The 20,871-nt window shown below is 73.9% G+C and carries 23 protein-coding genes; 13 read left to right on the top strand and 10 right to left on the bottom strand.

The features are described 5' to 3' along the window. Window positions 1-26: 26 nt before the first annotated feature. Window positions 27-482, bottom strand: coding sequence for a DUF3817 domain-containing protein (locus ACY3FI_RS15760; protein ID WP_462548549.1), 456 nt, complete (start codon window positions 480-482; stop codon window positions 27-29). Window positions 483-542: 60 nt separating this feature from the next. On the opposite strand from ACY3FI_RS15760, the gene ACY3FI_RS15755 reads away from it, so the two are divergent. Beyond that, window positions 543-1,319: a ThuA domain-containing protein gene (locus ACY3FI_RS15755; RefSeq protein WP_462548548.1), complete on the top strand. Its 777-nt coding sequence runs from the start codon at window positions 543-545 to the stop codon at window positions 1,317-1,319. Beyond that, complete coding sequence (locus tag ACY3FI_RS15750) at window positions 1,316-2,446, top strand: GAF domain-containing protein (RefSeq protein WP_462548547.1); 1,131 nt, start codon at window positions 1,316-1,318, stop codon at window positions 2,444-2,446. Before ACY3FI_RS15755 ends, ACY3FI_RS15750 begins: the two co-directional genes overlap by 4 nt. A 34-nt stretch (window positions 2,447-2,480) precedes the next feature. On the opposite strand, the gene ACY3FI_RS15745 is transcribed toward ACY3FI_RS15750, so the two are convergent. The 6 genes from ACY3FI_RS15745 to ACY3FI_RS15720 are packed head-to-tail and all read right to left on the bottom strand — an operon-like array spanning window position 2,481 to window position 9,362. Continuing rightward, window positions 2,481-2,906, bottom strand: coding sequence for a hypothetical protein (locus ACY3FI_RS15745; protein WP_462548546.1), 426 nt, complete (start codon window positions 2,904-2,906; stop codon window positions 2,481-2,483). Between the two features lie 58 nt (window positions 2,907-2,964). After that, window positions 2,965-3,579, bottom strand: a complete 615-nt coding sequence (locus ACY3FI_RS15740; RefSeq protein ID WP_462548545.1) for a hypothetical protein — start codon at window positions 3,577-3,579, stop codon at window positions 2,965-2,967. After that, window positions 3,576-4,577, bottom strand: coding sequence for an alpha/beta hydrolase (locus ACY3FI_RS15735; protein WP_462548544.1), 1,002 nt, complete (start codon window positions 4,575-4,577; stop codon window positions 3,576-3,578). The genes ACY3FI_RS15740 and ACY3FI_RS15735 overlap by 4 nt, the downstream gene beginning before the upstream one ends. Continuing rightward, on the bottom strand, window positions 4,574-6,211 hold the full coding sequence (locus ACY3FI_RS15730; RefSeq protein ID WP_462548543.1) for a GMC oxidoreductase: 1,638 nt from the start codon (window positions 6,209-6,211) through the stop codon (window positions 4,574-4,576). Before ACY3FI_RS15730 ends, ACY3FI_RS15735 begins: the two co-directional genes overlap by 4 nt. Beyond that, entirely contained in the window at window positions 6,208-8,160 is a 1,953-nt protein-coding gene (locus ACY3FI_RS15725) for a GMC family oxidoreductase (RefSeq protein WP_462548542.1), read from the bottom strand. Before ACY3FI_RS15725 ends, ACY3FI_RS15730 begins: the two co-directional genes overlap by 4 nt. Continuing rightward, a complete protein-coding gene (locus tag ACY3FI_RS15720) occupies window positions 8,157-9,362 on the bottom strand; it encodes a hypothetical protein (RefSeq protein WP_462548541.1) in 1,206 nt (401 codons plus the stop codon). The genes ACY3FI_RS15725 and ACY3FI_RS15720 overlap by 4 nt, the downstream gene beginning before the upstream one ends. Window positions 9,363-9,521: 159 nt before the next feature. Between ACY3FI_RS15720 and ACY3FI_RS15715 the strand changes: the two genes are divergently transcribed. The 7 genes from ACY3FI_RS15715 (at window position 9,522) to ACY3FI_RS15685 (ending at window position 15,711) form a co-directional block, all read left to right on the top strand. Then, on the top strand, window positions 9,522-10,397 hold the full coding sequence (locus ACY3FI_RS15715) for an aminoglycoside phosphotransferase family protein (RefSeq protein ID WP_462548540.1): 876 nt from the start codon (window positions 9,522-9,524) through the stop codon (window positions 10,395-10,397). Between the two features lie 59 nt (window positions 10,398-10,456). Next, a complete protein-coding gene (locus tag ACY3FI_RS15710; RefSeq protein WP_462548539.1) occupies window positions 10,457-11,068 on the top strand; it encodes a DUF6197 family protein in 612 nt (203 codons plus the stop codon). After that, entirely contained in the window at window positions 11,065-11,769 is a 705-nt protein-coding gene (locus tag ACY3FI_RS15705) for a DinB family protein (protein WP_462548537.1), read from the top strand. Before ACY3FI_RS15710 ends, ACY3FI_RS15705 begins: the two co-directional genes overlap by 4 nt. A 205-nt stretch (window positions 11,770-11,974) precedes the next feature. Then, the gene (locus tag ACY3FI_RS15700) at window positions 11,975-12,622 is read left to right on the top strand and encodes an ABC transporter permease (RefSeq protein ID WP_462548536.1); all 648 of its coding nucleotides are present in this window, start codon (window positions 11,975-11,977) and stop codon (window positions 12,620-12,622) included. Further along, window positions 12,609-13,886: an ATP-binding cassette domain-containing protein gene (locus tag ACY3FI_RS15695; RefSeq protein ID WP_462548535.1), complete on the top strand. Its 1,278-nt coding sequence runs from the start codon at window positions 12,609-12,611 to the stop codon at window positions 13,884-13,886. The genes ACY3FI_RS15700 and ACY3FI_RS15695 overlap by 14 nt, the downstream gene beginning before the upstream one ends. After that, a complete protein-coding gene (locus ACY3FI_RS15690) occupies window positions 13,883-14,644 on the top strand; it encodes an ABC transporter permease (RefSeq protein WP_462548534.1) in 762 nt (253 codons plus the stop codon). The genes ACY3FI_RS15695 and ACY3FI_RS15690 overlap by 4 nt, the downstream gene beginning before the upstream one ends. Next, the gene (locus tag ACY3FI_RS15685; protein WP_462548533.1) at window positions 14,641-15,711 is read left to right on the top strand and encodes a glycine betaine ABC transporter substrate-binding protein; all 1,071 of its coding nucleotides are present in this window, start codon (window positions 14,641-14,643) and stop codon (window positions 15,709-15,711) included. Before ACY3FI_RS15690 ends, ACY3FI_RS15685 begins: the two co-directional genes overlap by 4 nt. Window positions 15,712-15,778: 67 nt before the next feature. Here ACY3FI_RS15685 and ACY3FI_RS15680 read toward each other — a convergent pair whose 3' ends face one another. Continuing rightward, complete coding sequence (locus tag ACY3FI_RS15680) at window positions 15,779-16,408, bottom strand: TetR/AcrR family transcriptional regulator (protein WP_462548532.1); 630 nt, start codon at window positions 16,406-16,408, stop codon at window positions 15,779-15,781. A 60-nt stretch (window positions 16,409-16,468) separates the two neighbouring features. Between ACY3FI_RS15680 and ACY3FI_RS15675 the strand changes: the two genes are divergently transcribed. Next, entirely contained in the window at window positions 16,469-16,996 is a 528-nt protein-coding gene (locus tag ACY3FI_RS15675) for a GNAT family N-acetyltransferase (protein WP_462548531.1), read from the top strand. Between the two features lie 40 nt (window positions 16,997-17,036). Here the strand turns inward: ACY3FI_RS15675 and ACY3FI_RS15670 are convergent, their stop codons facing one another. Then, window positions 17,037-17,189, bottom strand: a complete 153-nt coding sequence (locus ACY3FI_RS15670) for a hypothetical protein (protein ID WP_462548530.1) — start codon at window positions 17,187-17,189, stop codon at window positions 17,037-17,039. 23 nt (window positions 17,190-17,212) lie between these two features. Between ACY3FI_RS15670 and ACY3FI_RS15665 the strand changes: the two genes are divergently transcribed. From ACY3FI_RS15665 to ACY3FI_RS15655, 3 genes are all read left to right on the top strand, one after another. After that, the gene (locus ACY3FI_RS15665; protein WP_462548529.1) at window positions 17,213-17,887 is read left to right on the top strand and encodes a hypothetical protein; all 675 of its coding nucleotides are present in this window, start codon (window positions 17,213-17,215) and stop codon (window positions 17,885-17,887) included. A 155-nt stretch (window positions 17,888-18,042) separates the two neighbouring features. Next, window positions 18,043-19,497 (top strand): phytoene desaturase family protein, encoded by a 1,455-nt coding sequence (locus ACY3FI_RS15660; protein ID WP_462548528.1) that lies wholly within the window; start codon window positions 18,043-18,045, stop codon window positions 19,495-19,497. A 2-nt stretch (window positions 19,498-19,499) separates the two neighbouring features. Continuing rightward, window positions 19,500-19,946, top strand: a complete 447-nt coding sequence (locus ACY3FI_RS15655; RefSeq protein ID WP_462548527.1) for an SRPBCC family protein — start codon at window positions 19,500-19,502, stop codon at window positions 19,944-19,946. Here ACY3FI_RS15655 and ACY3FI_RS15650 read toward each other — a convergent pair. After that, the gene (locus ACY3FI_RS15650) at window positions 19,930-20,748 is read right to left on the bottom strand and encodes a shikimate 5-dehydrogenase (RefSeq protein WP_462548526.1); all 819 of its coding nucleotides are present in this window, start codon (window positions 20,746-20,748) and stop codon (window positions 19,930-19,932) included. The two genes, ACY3FI_RS15655 and ACY3FI_RS15650, sit on opposite strands and share 17 nt — an antisense overlap. Between the last annotated feature and the right edge of the window lie 123 nt (window positions 20,749-20,871).

Genomic DNA, 20,871 nt, shown 5'->3' with positions numbered 1-20,871 from the left:
TCGGCGCGCGGAGCTCGCGCCGGGCCTCAACCGCGCGAGGGCACCGGCGGGCCGGCGACCAGCAGGCCCGAGAAGACGAGCGCGACCGCCACGACCCCGATGCCCGCCGCCACCGCCGGCCGACGCACCACGAAGAACAGCAGCCGGTCCCAGGCCCCCGACCGCGCGTCCGGGGTCCGGCGCCACGCCCCGTCGAGCATGCCGCGCCGAGCGACCGCCACCTCGAACGGCACCGTGGCGTACGGCACCACCGCGCTCGCCCACCCGAGCACGAGCGCCCCGACGGACCACCGCTGGTTCACCGCGACGACCGTCGTCACCACCAGGTACGCCAGGAACACGAAACCGTGGACGCCCCCGCCGATCCGCACGCCCCAGTCGCCGGCGTCCAGCCCGTACTTCAGCACCATCCCGGCGATGAGCAGCGTCCAGGTCACGAGTTCGGCCACGGCGGCGGCGCGGAACAGGGATCGGGGAGTCATGGCGACATCGTGGCGCACCGACCTGGAGACCTCCGACACGGGCACGGTAGCGTCGGTCGCATGTCAGCGCCGACCGAAGACCGTCCCCTGAACATCGTCGTCTGGAACGAGAACGTCCACGAGAGCCGCGGCGATGCCACCGTGATCGGGCACTACCCCGACGGCATGCACACCGTCATCGCCGCCGCGCTCCGCGAGCACCACCCCGAGGCGGAGGTCTCGACGGCCACGCTCCAGGAGCCCGAGCACGGACTGTCGGCGGAGCGGCTCGCGGGTGTGGACGTCCTGTTCTGGTGGGGCCACGCCGCCCACGACGAGGTGTCCGACGAGGTCGTCGACCGCGTGGTCGCCGCCGTGCACGCCGGGATGGGGCTCGTGGTCCTGCACTCCGGGCACTACTCGAAGCCGTTCAAGCGCCTGATGGGGACGACCTGCTCCCTGAAGTGGCGCAACGACGGGGAGCGCGAGCTCGTCTGGACGGTGGCGCCCGAGCACCCGATCGCCGCCGGGGTCCCGCACCCGATCGTCATCGACCGGCAGGAGATGTACGGGGAGTTCTTCGACATCCCGCGCCCGGACGAGGAGGTCTTCCTGTCGACGTTCGCCGGCGGCGAGGTGTTCCGGTCCGGTGTCGCCTGGCGTCGCGGCCTCGGGAAGGTCTTCTACTTCTCGCCCGGCGACCAGGAGTACCCGGTGTACCACCACGCGGACATCCAGCGGGTGCTGGCGAACGCAGCGGCCTGGGTCGCCCCGACATCCGCTCGACGCGAGCTGACCGCCGACCCCCACCCGCGGGACTGGTTCCTCAGGGCGGCGCCGGGTACAACGGAGGAGTGACAGAGCTCGAGCCCGCGGAGCGCCGGACGGCCGTGATCGAGGCGCTCGGCGTGCTCGGGAGCGGGCCGGAGGAACGCTTCGACCGGATCACCCGGATGACCCACGAGGCCTTCGGTGTGCCGCTGACCTTCCTCAACCTCGTGCACCACGACCTGGTCACCACGCAGTCGACGTTCGGGTTCCAGCAGGGCACGAGCGTTCCGGCGACCGAGCAGTTCTGCGCGACCACGGTGCTGTCGCCCGACCCGATGGTGATCCCCGACGTCGCGCTCGACGTCCGGTTCGCACAGACACCCGCGGCGACGGAGTACGGGATCCGCTTCTACGCGGGCGCTCCGCTCACCATGCCGGACGGCACCCGGGTCGGCACGCTCTGCGTGATGGACGCGCAGCCGCGGGTGTTCTCCGACGAGGACCTCACGCTGCTGGGGGACCTGGCGCGCTGGGCGGAGCGGGAGCTCGGCCACTCGATCGAGCGCGGACGGGTCCAGCAGGTGCTGCGGGGCCTCCTCCCCGAGCCCGTCACCGTCCCCGGGTACGCCGTGGACGCGCTGACGTTCCCCAGCGAGGACGCCGGCGACGTCGTCGACTGGCGGGTCGCAGCGGACGGTCGACTGCACGTCACCGTGGGCACCGTACCGGCTCCGGGCCGCGCATCGGCCCTGCTCGCCGCCGCGGTGCGGTCGGCGGTCGTTGCCCGGACGGGCCAGCCGGTGGACGTCGCGATCGCCGGCCTGGAGGCGCAGCTCACCCCCGACCTGTCGGCCGCCGGGACCGTCGCATCGCTGACGCACCTGCGGCTGGACCCCGAGACGGGGCGCGTCGAGCACGTGGGCGCCGGGCACGGCCTCGCCGTCGTCGTGCGCGCGGACGGCGGCGCGGAGGTGCTCGGTGGCGAGGCGGCGCCCCTCGGCGTCCAGCCCGCCGGACGCACCCGGACGGTCGGCTCCACCGTCCTCGCTCCCGGCGACCGCCTCGTGCTCGGCACCGACGACGCGCTCGCGGACGTCGGCGGGCTCGACGCCCTCGTCGACGCCGTCCGGGCCGCCGGCGACGGCACCGCGGCGGTCGAGGCGGTGCGACCCCTGGTCGAGCGCGGTGCGCTGCTCGCCGTCGCCCGACACTGAGCCGGACCGAGCACGGACCGTGCCGCGCGGCCGTTCAGCGCGCGGCGGGACGGTCGGTCAGCGAGACGACCAGCAGCGTCGCGAGCATGCCGACGCCGGCGAGCTCGATGCCGAGTCCGGCCAGCTGCCAGTAGGCGCTCGCGACGCGCTGCGGCTGCGTGATCGCGTCCGGCCACCACCCGTCGATCAGTGGGAAGGGCCCCGGGAAGGGGTCGAGCCCGAACACCACGAGGCCGCCGAGCAGCAGGACGACACCGAGGCCGGCCATCGCGCCCCGCGACCGGCGCAGCATGCGGGCGACGAGGGCCGCGGCCATGCCGGCCAGTCCCACGACGGCGAGCAGGAACGCCGCGACGACGATCGTCTGCGGAGTGAGCGCGACCCAGTCGAGCACGGCGATCGGCAGGAGCAGCCAGCGCCCGGTCCGGGCCCAGCGCGCGGGGTTCCGCCATCCGTCCATGCCGGAACGGTACGACAGGCCCGGTCCGGGAACCTGGGACCGCCGGTGGGACGGGCACTCAGGACGCGAGCACCCGACGCGCGAAGCCGACGAGGAACCGGCCGACCGCGCCGCGCATCGACGCGGCCTGCCGGACGAGCCCCCGGACGCGCAGCACCCCGGCGGCGACCACCCGGCCGTCGGTCCGACCGGCTGCGAGCCAGGACTCGTCGTCCCGCGCGGCCACCTCGGCGCGCGGGACACGGACGACCACCGTGGCGAGCGTCGTCGTCTCCCGCCAAGCGCGCCACGGAGCGCCCGTGACGGTCTTCACGCCCTCGACCACGTACCCGTGGCCACCGTGCAGCACGAGCAGCCGGTAGTGCATCCGCCGCCGACCGGGTGCCGCGGCGAGGAGGTCTGCGAACCCACACGCCACGGGCAGCACCGTGCCGCCGATGCCCCGCACGGACCCGGCGGTGATCCGGGCGCGGTACCCGTCGGTCGCGTCGACGCCCTCGACGAGCACGTGCAGGTCGTCGAGGTCGAGCTCCACCGTCTCCGAGAGGTCCGCCGTCGCGGCCGTGTCCCGGAGCTCGGCGTCGGTCGTCGGCACACCACGCGGCGGCAGGGTCCACGGGCGCGGGTCGACCCGGCCGACCGGCCCCGCCATGCGCTCCCGGAAACGGATCATCGTCCGACCTCCCGCAGCACGAAGTCCACGAGTCGGCTCCGTGCCGACTCGCCGACGGGCCACGACTCGAGGTCGATCCCGTGTCGGGAACCCGGGAAGTCCTGCACCCGGACCGCGGCACCGGCCCGCGGCGCCACGCGCTCGGCCCAGGAACGCACGGCGGGCACGTCCACGTAGCGGTCCTCGTCCTCACCGCCGAGCTGCACGAGCGTCGGCACCCCGTCCGGCAGCGGGGTGGCCACCGCGACCCCGGCCTGGGCGACGAGCCGACCCGCGAACACCGGGTCGAGGAACGGTGATGCGGGGGCCGGTGGTCCGACGACCGGTGCGTGCAGGTCGTGCGTGAGGGCCCGGAGGCGGGAGACGCCGTCGCCGCCCGCGAAGGTGCGCGGTGCGACGGCGGGCGATTCGAGCGCGAGTGCGCGGACCGGGCGCCCGAGTGCCCGGCGCTCCGCCGGGTCCTGCACGAACCGCGTGGCGAGGAGCCCGCCGAAGGACCACCCGGCGACGACCAGCGGCCGGTCCGGGTCCTGCTCGGTGGCCTGCAGGACCCGGCCGGACAGCGCGGCGAGGTCGTCGAAGGACCACCGGTCGATCGGTCCCGCGTCGGTCTCGCCGTGCGACGGCAGGTCGAACGACACGACCCGGACGCCGGCCGCGGTGAGCGCGTCGGAGAGTGCGGCGTGGTTGTCCAGGCGGTCCGCGTGCCCGTGCAGGAACAGGAGGTCGGCGACCGGCTCCCCCTCCGGTTCGGCGACGCCCACGCGGACGCGGTGCGCCCCGCCGCCGAGGCCCGGGACGGCGAGCATGCCCGTGCGCAGCCGGGCCACCGGTCCTCGCGAGGGTCGCAGCTGCAAGGCGGCGGTGACGGCACCGCCGTCGGCGCTGAGCGCCCGGTGGGTCTCGACGGTCTCGGCGACCGAGGGCACGACGCCCGCGGCGAGGGCGACGGCAGCGGCGACCCCGAGCGCGACCGCACCCGTCCGTGCCCGCGTCACCGTGCGCCTCCCGGTCGGGTGGTGCCGGCGAGGAGCCGGGGCAGGTCGCGTTGCACCAGTCGTTCCGCGATCCGCTCGGCGAGCGAGGCGATGGTGAGCGACGGGTTCGCGCCGGTGCTCGTCGGGCAGAGCGCACCGTCGACGACGTAGAGGCCGTCGTGCACGCCGCCGCCCGGGTCGAAGACGCGTCCGTCCGCGTCGCAGACGCCCTCGGCGGGCCGGTCCGCCGTCGCCGCGCCGCCCAGCGGGTGCACCGTGATCGGGGTGGTCGACGGGAGCCCGCGACGCAGGAGCGCGTGCCGGGGGTTGCCGACGTGGGTGGCCTCGGCACCCTCGGAGAGCAGCCGCAGGTCGTCGAGCTGCCGCGAGTAGACGTCCTGCCGCCCGGCGTCGGCCCAGACGATCCGGGGCTCGTCGCGCTGGTCGAGCTCGATCCGGCCGGCGGCGGCGTCGGAGCCCATCGCCAGCCAGACCTGCGAGTGCTCGATCGCCGAACAGCCCGGCGGGCAGCCGTTCGGGCGCAGGTCGCACCACACCCGGCTGTCCGCCGACAGGGCGAACCGGAGGCCGAGGACCCGGCGGAGCGCGTCGGCGAGCGGGTGCGGCAGCGCGCCGTCCTGCACGAGGTACCCGTCGCGGCCGTCGCGCAGGTCGAGCGCGGTCGTGATGGTCGGTCCGATCGGCACCTCCGGCCGGTGCTGGTCCCGCGCACCCATGCCGGTCCGTCGGCTCATCGAGTTGTACGACACCGCGAGCGAGTCGGCGTTGCCGGAGAACCCGTGGCCGAGCCGGTCGCTCGTGGCGAGCCCGGCACGGCGGCTCCGGAGGAGGACCGCGGTCGTGCCGAGGGCGCCCGCCCCGAGCACGACCACGTCGGCGTGCAGCGTGAACGGCGTGCTCGTCCGGCGTCGTCCGGTCGCAGCGTGCCGGACCCCGTGCAGCGTCCAGCGACGGCCCGTGGCGGTGCCCGGCGTCACGTGCAGCACCTCCGTGCGCGTGACGAGCCGCGCGCCGGAGGCCGCGGCCATCGGCAGGTAACTCGCCCACATCGTCGTCTTCGCGCCGACGTTGCACCCCGTCACGCAGTTGCCGCAGCGGGTGCAACCGGGTGCGCCGGTGATCGGGTCGTCCCGCAGCCGCACGGCGAGGGGCACGCGGACCGGCGTCCGCCCGTGCGCGCGCCCGAGGGCGGTCAGCGCCGTGGCCTTCGGCACCGGGCGGTCCTCGGTCTCGGGTCGCAGCACGGCCCGGACCCGGTCGGCGTACGGCCGCAGGACCGCCGCGTCGATCCCGGTCGGCCAACCGTGGGCGAAGACGTCCGGGTCGGCCTCGAGCAGCACGTTGGCGTACACGAGCGAGCCGCCGCCGAGGCCGTTGGCGGTGAGGCGGTCGACGTCGCTGCCGAGCTGCAGGTCGAACAGGCCGAGCGGGTTGCGTCGGCTGCGCAGGGCCGACCGGATGCCGGCGAGGTCGGTGGGGAACGTGCCCGGTGGCCACTCCTCGCCGCGCTCCAGGACGACGACGCCCCCGGTCGCCGCGGCGATGCGGGCGGCGGCGACGGATGCGCCGAAGCCGGATCCGACCACCGCGACGGCGCACTCGGTCGGCAGGTCCTCCGTGGCGAGGGGGTTCATCGGTCTCCTCCGGTGAGGATGCGCTCGGCGGCGCGTTCGGACATGGCGAAGATCGTCATCAGCGGGAACAGGCCGGGGATGACCGGGAAGGCCGAGGCGTCGACGACGCGGAGACCGCGGGTGCCCCGGACGCGGTGGTCGCTGTCGAGGACGGCGAGCGGGTCCCCGCCGGCACCCATCCGTGCGGAGCAGCTGGCGTGGTGCCCCCAGGCGTCGCGACGGATCACCGCGTCGAGTTCGTCGCCGTGCACGCCGGCGCCCGGCCAGACCTCGCGGGCGGTCGCGGCGTCCCCGAAACGCAGCGCCCGGGCGGTGCGGTCGATCCGTCTGGCCTGGTCGATGCCGGCGCGGACCGCGCGGAGGTCCTGGCGGACGCCCGGGGAGTCCCCGTCGTCGTCGAAGTAGCGGAAGTTGATCGCGGGCGGTTCGGTCGGGTCGCTGCTGCGCAGTCGCACGGTGCCGTCCATGCTCCGCTGGTACCCGCGGATCACCGCCCAGTTGAAGTGGTCGCCGCCGCGCAGGCCGTCCTCCGCGAAGCCGGGTCGGTAGCCGCGGAAGTCCGACGGTGCCCCGAAGACGAACAGCTCGGGGTGCTCGCTGCCGCCCGGCGCCTTGCGCTTGACGCCGACCAGGATCCCGTTGGACCGGTAGAGCGCGTTCGGGTCGCCCGACCGCCACTGACGCATGCCGGGGTCGCCCGGTCGTCCGTACCGCTTGCCCTGGAGCACGGAGAACTCGCGGTCGTACTCGGTGACGACGGTCATCTCGTACCGGTCCTGCAGGTTCGCGCCGACCCCTGGGGCGTCCACGACGACGGGCAGTTCGTGTGCGCGGAGGTGCTCGGCGGGGCCGACGCCGGAGAGCATCAGGAGCTGCGGGGTGTTGAAGGCCCCGGCAGCGACGATCACCTCGCGCCTGGCGGTGACCCGGACGCGTGCCGCGTCGCGCTGCTGCGGACCGAGGCGTCGACGGAGGGGACTCGCGCCGTACTGGTACGGAGCGACGACGACGTCCACGCCCACGGCCCGCGGACCCCGGTCGTCGTCACGGAACACGACGCGCTCGACGAGCGCGTCCGACTGGACCGCCAGCCGGCCGTCGCAGCGCGGGACCGCTTCGAGGAGTCGCTCGCGGGTGCCGTAGCGCTTGCCGTCCCGTGACGACTGCGGTACGAGGAACGCGCCCTCGCGGTACGCCTCGATGCCCCGTTCGTCGTTGGGGTCGAGCAGCGTGCCGCCGACCGTGCCCCGGTCGACGTCGACGTCGGAGGCCGGCGGTGCGAGGTGCCCGGTCTCGACGAGCGCCGCGGTGACGATCCGGGCGAGCGTCGGGTCCTCCGTGAGCACGGCGGCCGGGGAGGTCTCGATCGGCAGCCACTCGCGCACACGGTCCTGGTACCGGCGCATCACCGCGGCGTTCCAACCGGGGTCGCCGGTGATCCGCCCGATCCGGTCCCAGTCGTCGGACTCGGGCGCCAGCATGAGCAGGGCGTGGTGCGCCGTGCAGCCGCCGAGGGTGGACGCCCGCGGGTAGAGCACGCCGTCCCGCTCCGGGACGAACGCGGAGCCGTGCGCCGCCGCGTCGGAGTAGTGCCGCACCCAGAAGTCCCAGCTCATCTCCGGGGCGCTCGAGGCGAAGAGGTGGAACGCGGGCACGTCGTAGACGTCGGGGTCGGTGCGGGCCGGCCCGGCGTCGAGCACGAGCACGCTGTGTCCGGCCTCGGCAAGCCGGACGGCGAGCGGGACCCCACCGGCCCCGGCGCCGACGACCACGTAGTCGTACTCGGTCGCGGTGCCGAGCGCGTCGGTGTCGACCGTGGGACGCCGGGGTCCGGCACCGGCCTCGGCCGGAGCATCGGAGCGGGAGACGACCGCGGCCGCCGCTGCCGCACCCGCTGCGGCCGCTCCGAGTCCCCCGGCGAGGAAGGACCGGCGGCTCGGCCGGGTCACCGGGCACCCCCGGCGGTGAGGAGGGCCGCGACCGTGCCGCCGGACACCATGAGCACGACGGCCAGCGCGAGCGCGGGCAGACCGGCGACGAGCGCCCAGACGACCGGGAGCGCGAGCGCTGCAGCCCAGAGCAGTGCCCGTCGTCGCGAGGTCCCGGTCCGGTCCACCGGGCGCGTGAGCGCGACGACGACGAGGGCCAGCAGCCCCCCGAGCCCCACCGTCCCGGCGGCGACCGCCCCCTGTGTGACCGCGACCGCCGTCTCGACGACCTGCAGCGCGGCGAGGACGAGCACCGTCACGAGTCCGGTGCGGGCGGCCCGGACGGCGGCGACGGCCAGGCACCCGAGGACCACGGCGACGGCGAGGAGCACGGACGGCCACGGTGCCACCGGTGCCAGCGCGGTCGACACGGCGGGCACCGCACCGAGGGCGACCTGCACGACGAGTGCGGTGGTCGCGGTTGCCCGGACGGTGCGCCACACGGTGGTCACCGACGGTCGTCGGTCCGCGGCGACGAGGGTGACCGCGGCGGCCACCGCCCCGGTGAGGACCACGACGTCCGCTCCGTCGAGGGCGGCGCCGTCGTGGGCGAGCGGGTGGACCAGCAACGCGATCGCGACCGGGAGCACCAGGGTGGTCGTCGCGGTCAGGGTCCGCGCGGGGGCGACGGTCCGCAGCCACCACAGGCCGGCCGCCGCGAGCACGAGCGTGGCCCACGGTGCCTCGCCGTACACGTGCGCGAGCGCTCCCCACCCGAGTCCGAGGAGCTGCACGACGGCCGCGTGCACGGACGACCGGAACCACAGTGCGATCGCGCCGTTCACCGCGATCGCCAGGAGCCCGACGGCGACGAGCGCTCCCCCGAGCCCGACGGCGTTCACGGTCCCCGCCACCGCGAGGGCGCCCGTGACACCGGCCCACCCCGCCCAGGCGCGCGCGGCCCAGGTCCGGCCACGGGCAGCGTGCCGGCGACCGACGACGAGGAAGGCGCCGGTCAGACCGGCGAGCACGAGCGGCAGCACCCAGGTGCCGACGACGGGCAGCAGCCGGGCGATGACGAGGACGACCCCGCCGGCGAGCAGCAGGGTGGCGGCCGAGAGGACGGCGGCGCGAGGGCGGTCGGCGACGGTGTAGACCGGGGCGCCGTCCTGCGGGCCGTGGTCGAGCGGCGGGGCAGCGGCGAGCGATGACTGGCGGATCACCGGCAGTATGTTACGTACTCGCGTCCGAGAGTCCGGTGGACCCGATGACGCGGGTCCCCCCACGGACACCCACGTCACCGCTGCCACCAGGATACCGAGGAGCACTCAGCCCTCCCGGCCCCAGTTCACGGGTGCGCGGCAGACGGCTACCCTGACCCGATGGCCACCCCCGCCGCCGAGGTCGACGTCGGCGTCTCCCTGGTCCGGGCGCTCCTCGTCGACCAGCACCCCGACCTCGCGGACCTGCCGCTCCGGATCGTCGCGAGCGGCTGGGACAACGTCGTGCTCCGGCTCGGCACCGACCTCGCGGTCCGGGTCCCCCGCCGTGCGGCCGCCGCGGAGCTCGTCGAGCACGAGCAGCGGTGGCTTCCCGAACTCGCTCCGCTGGTCGCGCCGGTGCCCGTCCCGCTGCCGGTCCGCACCGGCCGCCCGGCCCTCGGGTACCCGTGGTCGTGGAGCATCGTGCCGTGGTTGCCCGGGGTCGTCGCGGGCACCCGGCCGGGCGGACCGCGCCTCGGTTCGGCGCTCGCCGGGTTCCTCCGGCGGCTGCACGTGCCGGCTCCCTCGGACGCGCCGGTGAACCCGGTCCGCGCGGTGCCCCTCGCATCGCGGAGCGACGCGGTGCTGACGCGACTGACGACCGAGGACGTGCCCCGTGCCGGAGCGGCGGCCGCGCTCTGGCGGGCGGCGGCCGACGCACCCGCGTACACCGGGCCTGCCGTCTGGGTGCACGGCGACCTGCACCCCTTCAACGTCCTCGTCGACCCGTCGCCGGACGGCGACGACCGCCTGGCGGCAGTCGTCGACTTCGGGGACGTCACGGCGGGCGACCCCGCCGTCGACCTGGCGGCCGCCTGGCTGGTGCTCGGCCGGGAGGCGCGGGGCGCGTTCCGGACGTCGCTCGCGGTCGACGACGCTGCGTGGACCAGGGCACGGGGCTGGGCCGTGTCGATCGGCTCGGCGCTCCACACCACCGACGACCACGCCTTCCGGACCGTCGGCCGACGCGTCCTGGACGAAGTGCTGGACGACTGACTCCGCGCGGGGCTATCGTTCCCACACCATCCGTGCACGTGAAGATCGGAGGGGCCGACATGACCCTCGAGTTCCGCGTCCAGCACGACGTCGCCACCGACGCCTCTCCCGTCCCGTCCGTCCCCGACCGCACCGGCCTCCGCCGCCTGCTCGACCGGCTCGCCACCCGTCGTGCCGCCGCTCGCGTCCGCCGCGCTGAGGCCCGTCTGGCGGAGCTCGCCGACCTGCAACGGTTGCTCACCGGTGCGCGCGAGGTGATCGAGCGCGGCTGGATCCAGCACGCCTGGTTCGCCTACCTCGACGAGCACGGCCGGATGCGCAAGGCGTCGAGCGCTGCCGCGATGGACGTGCAGGGGCGTCCGCTCGTCGGGGCCTGCCTGGTCGGGTCGATCGTCTCGGCAGCCGGTGGCCCGCACGCCGTGCACTCGCAGCCCGTGCAGCGCGCGCTCGACGTGGTCTGGCACGCGCTCGCGGCCGACGAGGGGCAGCCGGTGCTCTGGTGTCCGGCACCCGACGTCCGCATGGGCCGTGTGCGCGACCTGACGACCTGGAACGACGCCCCCGCGCGGACCTCGGCCGAGGTCGCCGGGCTGCTGCTCACCGCCGAGCGCGTCGCCGTGTCGGAGTCGGAGCGCATCCGCGAGCGCGAACTGGCACGATCGAGGGCATGAGCGCCGACGCCGCCGTCCCCGAGGTCCCCGAGGTCCGTCCCGCGCCCGCGCGCGGGACGATCGCGTCGAGCGGCCTGTCGCTGCTGTCCGACGAGGGGGCGTCGCCCACGACGGACGCCACGGTCGTCAAGGCGACCCTGCAGCGGTACCTCCAGAAGCACCGCGCCGCACTGCTCGCCAAGCTCGACGGGCTCGCCGAACGCCAAGCGCGCTGGCCGGTCACGCCCACCGGCACGAACGTCCTCGGGCTCGTCAAGCACGTCGCCGGGGTGCAGGCGGGGTACCTCGGCCTGGTGTTCGGCCGGCCACTGCCGGACGCCCCGGCCTGGCTCGAGTCGTGGGAGGGCGACGACATGTACGCCGGGCCCGACGAGACGATGGACGACGTCGTGGCCTTCCACCACCGCAGCGCCGCGCACGCCGACGCCACGATCGAGGCGCTCGACCTCGACGCGCACGGGGTCGTGCCGTGGTGGCCGGAGGGGCACCGCGAGGTCACACTGCACCGGATCCTCGTGCACATGGCGTACGAGACCGCCCGGCACGCCGGGCACGCCGACATCGTGCGCGAGATGCTCGACGGTCTCGCCGGCGACGGGGACGGCAACCTCGCCGACAAGAGCCCGGACGAGTGGATCGCCTGGCGGGAGCACCTCGTCGACCTCGCGGAACGGTCCGGACTGCGCGGCCTGGAGTCATAGCCGACCACTGCTCGGCATCGTTACCGTTCTCCCAGGGTCGTCGGGGTCACCCCGCTCTGATCAGGGGATCCCTTCGCTTCGCTGAGGGCTGCGCGACCGGTGGACCGGTTGGTCCGTCGGTCCGGGAAGTCGAACCTGCGTACCTTCGAAGGCACTCGTGCCCCGATCCGTGGGCACTTCGGCCGACCGGAAGGGGGCGCCTCGCGTGTTCCAGTACGTCGTGGAGCGATGGGACCAGATCTGGTTCGCGTCGTGGCAGCACTTCTCGCTGGTGGTGCAGTGCGTCGTGCTCGCCACGGTCATCGCCGTCGCGCTCGCCGCACTCGTCTACCGCAGCGCCCGGCTGACCTCGATCGCGAACGGGGTGTCGGCCATCGGCCTGACGCTGCCGTCCTTCGCCGTGATCGGCCTGCTCATCGTGCCGCTCGGCTTCGGTGTGGTGCCGAGCGTCACCACCGTGGTGTTCTTCGCCGCGCTCCCCATCCTGCGCAACGCCGTCGTCGGGCTCGCCGAGATCCCGCCGACCGTCGTCGAGTCCGCCCGGGGGATCGGCATGAGCCGCTTCCGCACCCTCGTGCAGGTCGAGCTGCCGATGGCCTGGCCGATCATCCTCAGCGGCGTGCGGGTCTCCGCCCAGATGGTGATGGGCATCGCCGCGATCGCCGCGTACGCGCTCGGTCCGGGCCTCGGCGGCTTCATCTTCTCCGGGCTCTCGCGGCTCGGCGGCGCGAACGCGCTGTCCTCCGTCGTCGTCGGTGTGGTCGGGGTCGTCCTGATCGCCCTCGTCCTCGACCTGCTCCTCATCGGCCTCGGCCGCCTGACCATCTCGAGAGGTATCCGTGTCCAGCACTGACCCCGCCACCACCACCGCTCCCGCCGGGGACGTCACCGGCCGCAGCATCCTGCTCGACGAGGTCACCAAGCGGTACCCCGGGCAGACGAAGCCCGCGGTCGACGGCATCACGCTCGAGATCCCCGCCGGCAAGGTCGTCATGCTCGTCGGCCCGTCCGGCTGCGGCAAGACCACCACGCTGAAGATGATCAACCGGCTCATCGAACCCACCGAGGGCCGGATCGTCGTCGGCGACGAGGACGTCACGGGCATCGACGGCGACGAACTGCGCCGCCGCATGGGGTACGTGATCCAGGCCGGGGGACTCTTCCCGCACATGACGGTCGCGGCGAACATCGCGATCGTGCCGAAGATGCTCGGCTGGTCGAAGGAGAAGATCGCGGCCCGCGTCGACGAGCTCCTCGACCTGGTCTCGCTCGACCCGGACACCTACCGCGACCGCTTCCCGCGCGAACTCTCCGGCGGCCAGCAGCAGCGCGTCGGCGTAGCCCGGGCGCTCGCCGCCGACCCGCCCGTCCTGCTGATGGACGAGCCCTTCGGCGCGGTCGACCCGATCACCCGGCAGCGCCTGCAGGACGAACTCCTGCGGATCCAGGAGGAGCTGCACAAGACGATCGTCATCGTCACGCACGACTTCGACGAGGCCGTGAAGCTCGGCGACTGGATCGTGATCTTCACCGAGGGCGCGCACATCGTGCAGTACGACACCCCGGAGCGGATCCTCGCCGAGCCGGCGAACGAGTTCGTCGAGAACTTCATCGGCTCGGGCGCCGGGCTCAAGCAGCTCACGCTGAACCGCGTCCGCGACGTCGACGTGGTCTCCGCGGTGACGTGTTCGCCGGGCGAGGAGACGAAGGCCGTCCTGCAGCGGATGAACGAGGCCGGCGGCCACCAGCACGCCGTCGTCGTCGACCGCCGCCAGCGTCCGATCGGCTGGCCGTCGCGTCGGCAGCTCGAGCGCCTCGAGCGCGTACCGGAGGGCATCGACCCCGCCCTGCCGGTCGTCGGCGAGGCCGCCACGCTCAACGACGCGCTCGACACCATGCTCGTGTCGAGCGCCGGCGCCGCCCTCGTCACCGGCCGTCGCGACGCGTTCCGCGGCGTGATCACGGTCGAGACCGTCATGGAGGCGATCACGCGCTCGCGTTCCGCCGCAGCCGCCGAGCAGGCCTACACGCCGGTCGGCACGAACACGAACCCGATCGAGACCATGCCGTCCGCGCCGGTCACCCCGACGGTGGCGCCGTCCGGGGAGGACCTGTGAGCGCGGTCGCCGCGGGGCCCGCCACCGGCAGGGCGACGTCCTGGAAGGGCCTCGCGGTCCAGCCGATCGCGATCCTCGTGGTGCTCGCCGCATGGCTCGTCTGGCTGCGCACCGCGGACCTCACCGCGACCGAGCGGCAGACGCTGAACGGCGCGTCGATCCTCAACCTGGCCGGGCAGCACCTCGTGCTCACGCTGCAGGCCACGCTCCTGGTGCTCGTCATCGGCATCCCGCTCGGCATCCTGCTCACCCGCGGACCGTTCCGCCGCGCGAGTCCGGCCGTCATCGCCGTCGCGAACTTCGGGCAGGCCGCCCCCGCGGTCGGGCTCATCGTCCTGCTCGCGGCGTGGCTCGGGCTGAACTCGTGGTCGGCAGTCGTCGCCCTCGTGCTCTACGCGATCCTGCCGGTGCTGCGGAACACGATGCTCGGCGTGCAGAGCGTCGACGACCGGCTCGTCGAGGCCGGGCGAGGCATGGGGATGAGCGCGTTCAGCGTGCTCCTCAAGGTGGAGCTGCCGCTCGCCGTGCCGGTCATGCTCTCCGGCATCCGCACTGCCCTCGTGCTGCTCGTCGGCACCGCCAGCCTCGCGACGTTCGTCGGCGCGGGCGGCCTCGGGCTCCTGATCACCACCGGCGTGACGCTGTTCCTGCCGAAGGTGCTCGTCTCGGGAGCGCTCCTCGTGGCGCTCCTCGCCCTGTCCATCGACTGGATCGGCCGCGTGGTCGAGACCGTCGCACGACCGAAGGGACTCCGATGACCCGCAGCACCCGCAGCACCCGCAGCACCCGCAGCACCCGCAGCACCCGCACCCGCGGTACCACCCGCCGCTCCCGCGTGCGCCTGGTCGCCACGGGCGTCCTCGCCGGCACCGCCGCCCTCGCCCTCGCCGGGTGTGGGCTCCAGCCGGCGACGTCGTTCGTCCCCGCCGCCGGACCCGGGTCCATCGAGCGCATCGACGACCTGCCCGTCGACGCCCACCTCACCGTGACGAGCAAGAACTTCACGGAGCAGCTCGTCCTCGGCAAGATCGCCGTGCTCGCCGCCAAGGCCGCCGGCTTCGACGTCACCGACGAGACGAACGTCCCGGGCAGCGTCGCCGTGCGCGAGCTGATGACCTCGCACGGCGCCGACTTCACGTACGAGTACACCGGTACCGCGTGGCTGACCTTCATGGGGCACGCCGAGGGGATCCCGGACAAGACCGAGCAGTGGGAAGCGGTCAAGCGAGAGGACGCCGCCAACGGCCTGACCTGGCTCGACCCCGCACCGATGAACAACACCTACGCGTTCGCCGTGCGGGACGAGGCGGTGTCCGAGCTCGGGAACGTCAAGACCCTGTCGGACATCACCAAGCTGCCGCTCGACCAGCGCACGTTCTGCGTGGAGTCGGAGTTCAACTCCCGCGCGGACGGCTTCAAGCCGATGCTCGAGAAGTACGGCCTGGAGTACGGCGGATCTGGGGAGAACGGCGTCCCGCGTGACAACGTCAGCATCCTCGACACCGGCACGGTGTACACCGCGACCGACCGTGGCAAGTGCAACTTCGGCGAGGTCTTCACCACGGACGGCCGCATCAAGTCGCTCGGGCTGACCGTGCTCGACGACGACCGCGGGTTCTTCCCGGCGTACAACGTCTCGCCCGTGATCAACTCCGAGACGCTCGACGAGTACCCGCAGCTCGCGGACGTCTACGACCGGATCTCCCCGGCGCTCACCGACGCCGTCCTGCAGGAGCTGAACCGGCAGGTCGACGTCGAGGGGCGCGAGCCCGCGGACGTCGCGTTCGACTGGATGGTCGACGAGGGCTTCATCACCAAGGCCTGACGGCTCTGGTCGCGACGACCCGACGGACTGGAGGCGCGGTGCCGGCTGGCACCGCGCCTCCAGTCCGTCAGTGGGCCGCGAGCCGACCCGCGGTGTCGCGGATCGAGGCGACCACCTGGTCGCGCAGGTCGTCCTGGTCCGAGCCCTCGTGCCGGACCGCGCTCCGCATGCCGGTCATGCACATGCCGAGCAGCATCTCCGCCGCCTGCGGCGTCGCCGCGTCGGGCCCCCACGCCGGATCGCGTTCGAGCAGCGTGCGGACCGCGCCCGTCATCGCCTCGGCGACGGTCGTCATCCGCGCCACCTGGCGGCGCATGAGCTGCGGGAACCGCACGATCACCTCCTTGCGGGCGAGCCGCTCGCGCTCGTCGCCGAACGAGTCGCCGAAGACCAGGAAGGCGAGGTCCACGACGGCCTGCGCCACCGGTTCCCCCGCGACCGTCGCGAGGTGCGCGTCCAGCGTCGCCGGGTCGAGGTCGAGCTCGGTGTGCCCGAGGACCGCGTCCTCCTTGCTCTCGAAGTAGTTGAAGAACGTGCGCGGCGACACCTCCGCACGCGCGGCGACCTGCTCGATCGTGGTGTGGTCGAGACCCTGCTCGAGCGCGAGGTCGCGGGCGGCCACGTTGATGCGTCGACGGGTCTCGATCCGCTTGCGGTCGCGCAGACCGAGCGCGTGCGCAGGCGCGGTGTCGGGCATGGCACGACTGTAACCGCCGGAGGGTGACGTGCGCCCCGGAGCGTGCCTAGTGTCGGACCCGTGGCGGCATCGGGACGGGACCTCGGGGACGGGTACGGCCTCACCCTGCGCGACCTCACGACGGTCGTGCCGATGGCCGCGCTCGTGGCGGCGAACCTGGACCGCCTCCGCGCCGCCGAGCCCTGGGCGTGGCAGGAGCAGGGCGTCGACGCCATGCGGATGCACACCGAGCACCTGCTCGGCCAGTACGCGATGGACCGGGCACTGCCGTGCGTCATCCGGGCGGACGACGAGGTCGTCGGGGCCGCTTCGCTGGCGTTCGACCCGTACCTCGGGCAGGCGTCGCTGGGCTACTGGATCGACGCCGGACTGGAGGGACGGGGCATCGTCCGGCGGGCCGCCGCGGTCCTCGTCGACGTCGCCCGGGAACGCGGCACCGCGCGGCTCGAGATCCGGACGGCGGTGGACAACGTGCGCAGCCGGCGCCTCGCCGAGCGGCTCGGTCTCGGGTACGAGGGGACGCTTCGCGCCGCGCTGCCGCTCGGGCCACGCCGGGTGGACGTCGCGGTGTACGGGATGGTGCTCTGAGGCGACGTCGGGGCGGGGAGTGGTGGTCCGTGCCGCCGGGTCAGGCGCCGGTGTGCGCGTTCTGCCAGACCGCGAGGGCCCCGCCGACGACGGCCAGCACACCGACCAGCACCCTCACGGCCAGTGCGACGAGGTCGAGCAGGATGCCCCGGTCCCTCCCGAGCGTGATCAGGGTCCACCCGGCGACGGACACCGTCGCGCCGGTATCGTCTGAGCATGGCTTTGTTCGGGAGACGCAGCAAGCAGGACGTGCGCGACCGACCCGTCAGCCAGGTGGAACTGAAGCGCGCCGTCGACGAGGGGTTCCTCATCACGAAGGCCGCCCTCACCGTGGCCGTGGCGAACCGGATCATCACGAACGCCCTCCGCGACCAGGGGTACTTCGACCACGCCGTCATCGCCGAGGCCGCCCGCGAGGAACTGCACCGGATGGCCGAGGAGCAGCGCCAGGACGCCGCCCGCATGCGCGACATCCGCTCGAAGTCGAGCAAGCAGGGCGGACGTTCCCGGCACCAGCACGACTACCGACGCGGGGACGACCTGAAGCTCCGGACGCGCGAGGCGACCTACGAGCAGCTCGCCGAGATGCTCGACCGTCGCCGCGACGACCAGGGCTTCGTCGACCGCCTCGTCCTCGCCGCCCGTGCCCGGGCCTGGGACGACATCGGCACCACGGTCGTCGGGCGCCTCGGGTGGGCGCAACGTCCAGCGGACGACTACGAGGTCGGACGCGACGAACGGCTGCAGCAGATGCTCGACGAGGACTTCGCGGCGCTGCTCGCGGAGCACCCGGTGTCGGCGGTGACCCCGGCGGACGCGGACGAGCCCGACGCGGCCGATGCGGGCGACGACGGGACCGACCCGGCGGATCCGGACGCGGCGCGGGTCTAGCGTGTGGCAGGCGTCTTCGGGCACGGTGAGCGGCCCCGGGCGTCCCTGGTCCTTCCACCGCACGAGGTACGCCCGGTTCCGCCGAGCATCGCGGGTGTTCTGGGAAGGACCGTGACCGGGACGGCGCGCAGCCTCGGGTCCCTAGGCTCGGACCCATGGTGGATGCGGTGGTCGTCGGGGCGGGACCGAACGGACTCGCGGCGGCGGTGACGCTCGCCCGCGCGGGGTTGACGGTCGAGGTCGTCGAGCGCGAGGACACGATCGGCGGCGGTGCCCGGACGGCCGAGCTCACGCTGCCGGGGTTCCACCACGACGTCTGCTCCGCGGTGCACCCGATGGCGCTGCAGTCCGACTTCTTCCGACGCTTCCGGCTCGAGGACCGCATCGACCTCCGGTTGCCCGAGGTGCAGTACGGACACCCGCTGGACCGGGGGAACGCCGGCATCGCGTACCGCGACCTCGACCGCACCGCCGACGAGCTCGGGATCGACGGCCCGGCGTTCCGGCACCTCATGGGCGTGCTCGCCCGGAACGCCGACCAGGTCGCCGACTTCGCGACCGACTCGCTGCTGCACGTGCCCCGCCACCCGTACACGGTCCTGCAGTTCGGCCTCCGAGCGCTCGAGCAGGGGACCGGCGCGTGGAACGTGCGCTTCCGCGACGAGGTCGCCCCCGCGATGGTGAGCGGCGTCGCGGCGCACTCCATCCAGCACATGCCCTCGCTGTCCACGGCCGCCGCGGCCTTGTCGCTCGGCTCGTACGCCCACGCACGGGGCTGGCCGGTGCCGGTCGGCGGGAGCCAGGCGATCGTCGACGCGCTCGCCGCGGACCTCCTGGCGCACGGCGGGCGGATCGAGACCGGGCGCGAGGTCCGGTCCCTCGGCGACCTGACCCCGGCGAAGGCCGTGCTGTTCGACACGAGCGTCCCCGGCATGCTCCGGATCGCCGGGAACCAGATCCCGACGCCCAAGCGCGGCGCGCTCCGACGGTTCCGATTCGGCAACGCGGCGGCGAAGGTCGACTTCGCGCTGTCCGACCCGGTGCCGTGGACGAACGAGGCGCTCCGGCGTGCCGGCACCGTGCACATCGGCGGGACGCGAGCGGAGATCGCCGCGGCGGAGTCGGCGGTCGCGCGGGGGCAGCACGCCGAACGGCCGTACGTGCTGGGATCGGAACCGACGGTCGTCGACCCGTCCCGGGCACCGCGCGGCAAGCACGTCTTCTGGGCGTACGCGCACGTGCCCGCCGGCTCGGACGTCGACCAGACCGAGGCGATCACGCGGCAGGTCGAGCGGTTCGCGCCCGGCTTCCGGGACACCGTGCTCGCGGCGAACAGCATCCCCGCCGCGCACATGTCCGACCACAACCCGAACTACGTCGGCGGGGACATCGCCGCCGGCGCCGCGAGCTTCTGGCAGCTCGTGAAGCGTCCGGTGCTGTCGAGCGACCCGTGGCGGATGGGCGGGGGCATGTACCTGTGCTCCGAGGCCTCCGCCCCCGGTCCCGGCGTGCACGGCATGGCGGGGTGGCGCGCGGCGAAGAGCGCCCTGCGCCACACCTTCGGCCTGCCGGACGACCCCGACCTCGCTCCGGACCCCCAGGAGGGCTGATCATGGCGAAGAACGTCCGCATCCTGCACTGCCGACCCGAGGACGTCTTCGACGTGCTCGCCGACGGCTGGCTGTTCACCACCTGGGTGGTGGGGGCCTCCCGCATGCGCGGTCAGGACCCCGGCTGGCCGGCGGTCGGGCAGCGCCTGCACCATTCCTTCGGCGTCTGGCCGCTCGTCATCGACGACGTCACGACGATGCTCACGTGGGAGCCCCCGCACCGCATGGTCATCCAGCCGAAGGGATGGCCGATCGGTGAGGCGCGGGTCGAGCTCACGGTCGAGTCGCACGCCCGCGGCTGCAAGGTGACCATCGTGGAGAACGCCGTCGAGGGCCCCGGCGCGTGGGTGCCCGGCTTCGTGATGCAGCCGGCGATCTGGATCCGGAACCGCGAGACGCTGCGACGGCTCGGGTGGGTCGCCGTCGGGCGGGCTACTCCGCGCGGCTGAACTCGCTCGCGCGGCGGACCTGGTCGTCGGTCAGTGCGACGCCCGTGTACCGCTCGAACTGGCGCGCTGCCTGCAGTGCGATGACCTCGGCACCGGTGACCACGTGCTTCCCCGCCGCGCGACCTGCGAGCACCAGCGGGGTCTCCGCGGGGAAGGCCACGACGTCGAACACGGTGTGCGCCGCGTCGATGCGCTCCTGCTCGAACGCGAGCGTGTCCTGCTGGTCGCCACGCATGCCGAGCGGCGTCACGTTCACGACCACGTCGGCGTCGCCGGCGTCCCGCTCGTCGGCCACGCGTTCGTAGCCGTACTGCTCGGCCAGGGCCGGCCCGGTCTCGTCGTTGCGGGCGACGACCGTCAGGTGCTCGAAGCCGGCGCCGCGGAACGCCGCCGTGACGGCCTTCGCCATGCCGCCGGACCCGCGGAGGAGCACGCGCGACGCCGGGTCGACCTCGTGCGAGGCGAGCAGCGCTGCGACGGCCTCGTAGTCGGTGTTCGACGCGGTGAGCACGCCGTCCTCGTTCACCACGGTGTTGATCGACTGGATCGCCGCGGCGGAGTCCTCGACGACGTCGACCAGGGGGATGATCGCCTCCTTGAACGGCATCGACACCGAGCACCCGCGGATGCCGAGCGCCCGGATGCCCGTCACCGCACCGGCGAGGTCGGTGGTGGTGAACGCCTTGTAGGCGAAGTTCAGCCCCAGCTCGTCGTAGAGGAAGTTGTGGAAGCGGGTGCCGATGTTGCTCGGTCGTGCGGCGAGGGAGATGCAGACCTGCATGTCCTTGTTGAGGATGGGCATGGGTCCAGTCTCCCACCACCGTGCCGATGGAGCGGTCCACGCCGCGATCTCGGGGGTGGGGGCAGCCCCACCCCGGATCCGGGTGCCACCCGGCTCGGCCACGCTTCGCACGCTCCGTACCGT

The sequence above is a fragment of the Curtobacterium sp. RM9 genome, assembly GCF_054956955.1.
This window is presented reverse-complemented; position numbering and strand designations above follow the sequence as displayed.